We start from the raw sequence: 2160 nt of genomic DNA, 5'->3' as shown, positions 1-2160 counted from the left end.
AATTACTTAGCACCTTGAAAGTCCCCGGAAAGGTGGGTTTATAACAAAAAGAAAGCGTGGGAACTTTAGTTTATCAATTTAGAGGTATCGCCAAACACCCGTATAACAAATAAACAGTTACCCACGCTTAGCCGGTATATAGCATAGACATATATACGGTGAACGTGAACGTTTATACTGTTTATCCCTGTTATACTGAAAATTGGCGATTTTCTAAATTAGGATAAAACTAAACGCTTCAAAAATAATATGTATGGCAGCTCTCTGCCATAACAGGACAAATATAGATAAAAACTTTAAAGTGGGAAAGTTAAGACAGCGTCGAATAGTACTTTCTTATAAAATTCTCCTGCGATTGGCTGGGTATCCGCTGAACCAACTCCGTAGCACTTGTCTTGCCCCTGCGAATTTACAGTGAATCTACAACGAATTCATCTTTTACCTTTGGGCTAATAAATACCCCTTTTTTAAAAACCTATCGTTTTTATTTTGAGTAAAAAATCGGTAAAAATCCTATTCGACGACTAGTAAGAACTAATTAAACATTTAGTATAGAAAAAAGTTAAAAACCGTCCCTTAAAATGGGATAATTTTTATTTCTGTTTTTTGAGGTAAAGCAGACCTATATTTTTCATCATGAAATTGTATATCTTTTGGGCTAAAAATAGCCCTTTTGAAAAACATATCCTTTTCATGTAAAAAAGAGCCTCTTTTTGCATCAAAAATATACTCTTTTTTAATAGAAAACATATCCTTTATTTTTTGGAGTAAAAAAATTGGCAAAAATAGAACAGTGGAAAAAGCATTTTTCCACTGCTCCATTATTCCATTTCTCCACTTTTAATTCAGCGGTGTAATTCGTACCTGACCGTTTCCGGAATTTCCTGTCATTGTTCCAGTGCCTGCTAAATTCGGCATACCGATATAGCTGCCTTTTGCTGTCGTCCATTGATAACCGGCACCATCAATCATTATAGTGTTTGTGAAATATACACCGGAATAATGTATTGATTGTCCTGTATGAATTATATTGGATGATGTCGAAGAAGCACTAATCGCATCACAGCCGGTATGACCGGAAATAAAAGAGGAACCCGATCCTGCACTCTTGGTATAATTTCCCATATTCAAATAATTTTTATCGCTAGCACCGCCACCATAATATCCACTCCCAGCACCATACGCGTCATTATTATTACACCCTCCGCCCCCATAAGCGGCTGTTCCTCCGTAACCGAAACCACCATTGGATCCACCAGCCGAAGTCTGCGTTCCTCCGTTTCCCGCAGGACCATCATATCCCTTCAAACCTCCACCCGGAACTCCATCTTGGTATTTTTTAGGAGCAGCAGCACCACCAGCAGCCACCATAATTCTTGATTTCAAACTATTAAAATCATTCCACGCTCCGTTTGTCAACCTTATATCCGTAGCTCCTCCTCCCATGTAATTATATGCTTTTTTACCTTTATTATAATTATAGCAAGTATAACTACCCCCTCCTCCTCCATTAAAACTATTGACACCATATGCCAACGTTACACTTTTATCAACTCCTATTTCCCCTACATAAATATAAAAGTTTTTTTGAACAGTTAAATACAACTCTCCTTTCACATATCCACCTCGTCCCCCTACGTAGCTACTTGAAGATGTCCCAGATGCTCCCCAACACTCCATTTTATATTTCCCGGCAGTCAATACAATACTTTGCACTCCTCCTGTGTAATTAAATTGACGTGTAATTTCTAATTTCTTGGTCCACGACTGTCCCGGACATTTATCCGATGAAACCGTCACATCTACCCAAAATACGGAATTGGAAGTCAAGCCGGACACCACGCCTTTGTCAGCTGCAATAGATATTCCTGCGGGAGCATTATCCAGTTTCCAATGTGTCCGTGTCATGTTAGCCCACGTCGAATTTACGGTAAAAGAGGGGTAAACATTGGTATACGTATCCAATGAAATTGTCCACGGAAGAGGTGCCACATACACATTCGTCACTGTTTCCGCCATGCCTACGGCACAGATTGCTACACGTTTGAACTGATACCTTACAAAAGTGGTGCCGGTATTGACAAAATTATTATACACCAATGACTCCCCGTTGGCATCGGGAATTATATCAAATTTCGCTTCTCCCGGCTTCTTTACATA

At 39.1% G+C, this 2160-nt stretch carries 2 protein-coding genes; both read right to left on the bottom strand.

Annotated elements, in window-relative coordinates; translation table 11 throughout:
* Positions 1–576 precede the first annotated feature (576 nt).
* Positions 577–822: a hypothetical protein gene (locus tag NFR61_RS11105; RefSeq protein WP_251624155.1), complete on the bottom strand. Its 246-nt coding sequence runs from the start codon at positions 820–822 to the stop codon at positions 577–579.
* Positions 823–840: 18 nt separating this feature from the next.
* Positions 841–2160 (bottom strand): glycine rich domain-containing protein (locus NFR61_RS11100; protein WP_251624153.1); only part of this gene is annotated, 1320 nt, incomplete at its 5' end.

Origin of the sequence: Odoribacter lunatus (assembly GCF_943193135.1) — a bacterium.
GTDB lineage: Bacteria > Bacteroidota > Bacteroidia > Bacteroidales > Marinifilaceae > Culturomica > Culturomica lunata.
The sequence above is the reverse complement of the archived record's forward strand: the minus strand, read 5'-3'. Positions and strand labels throughout refer to the sequence as shown.

Coding starts and splice junctions, on each gene's coding strand:
- NFR61_RS11105 (WP_251624155.1), bottom strand. CDS start 822: ATGGAGCAGTGGAAAAATGCTTTTTCCACTGTTCTATTTTTGCCAATT.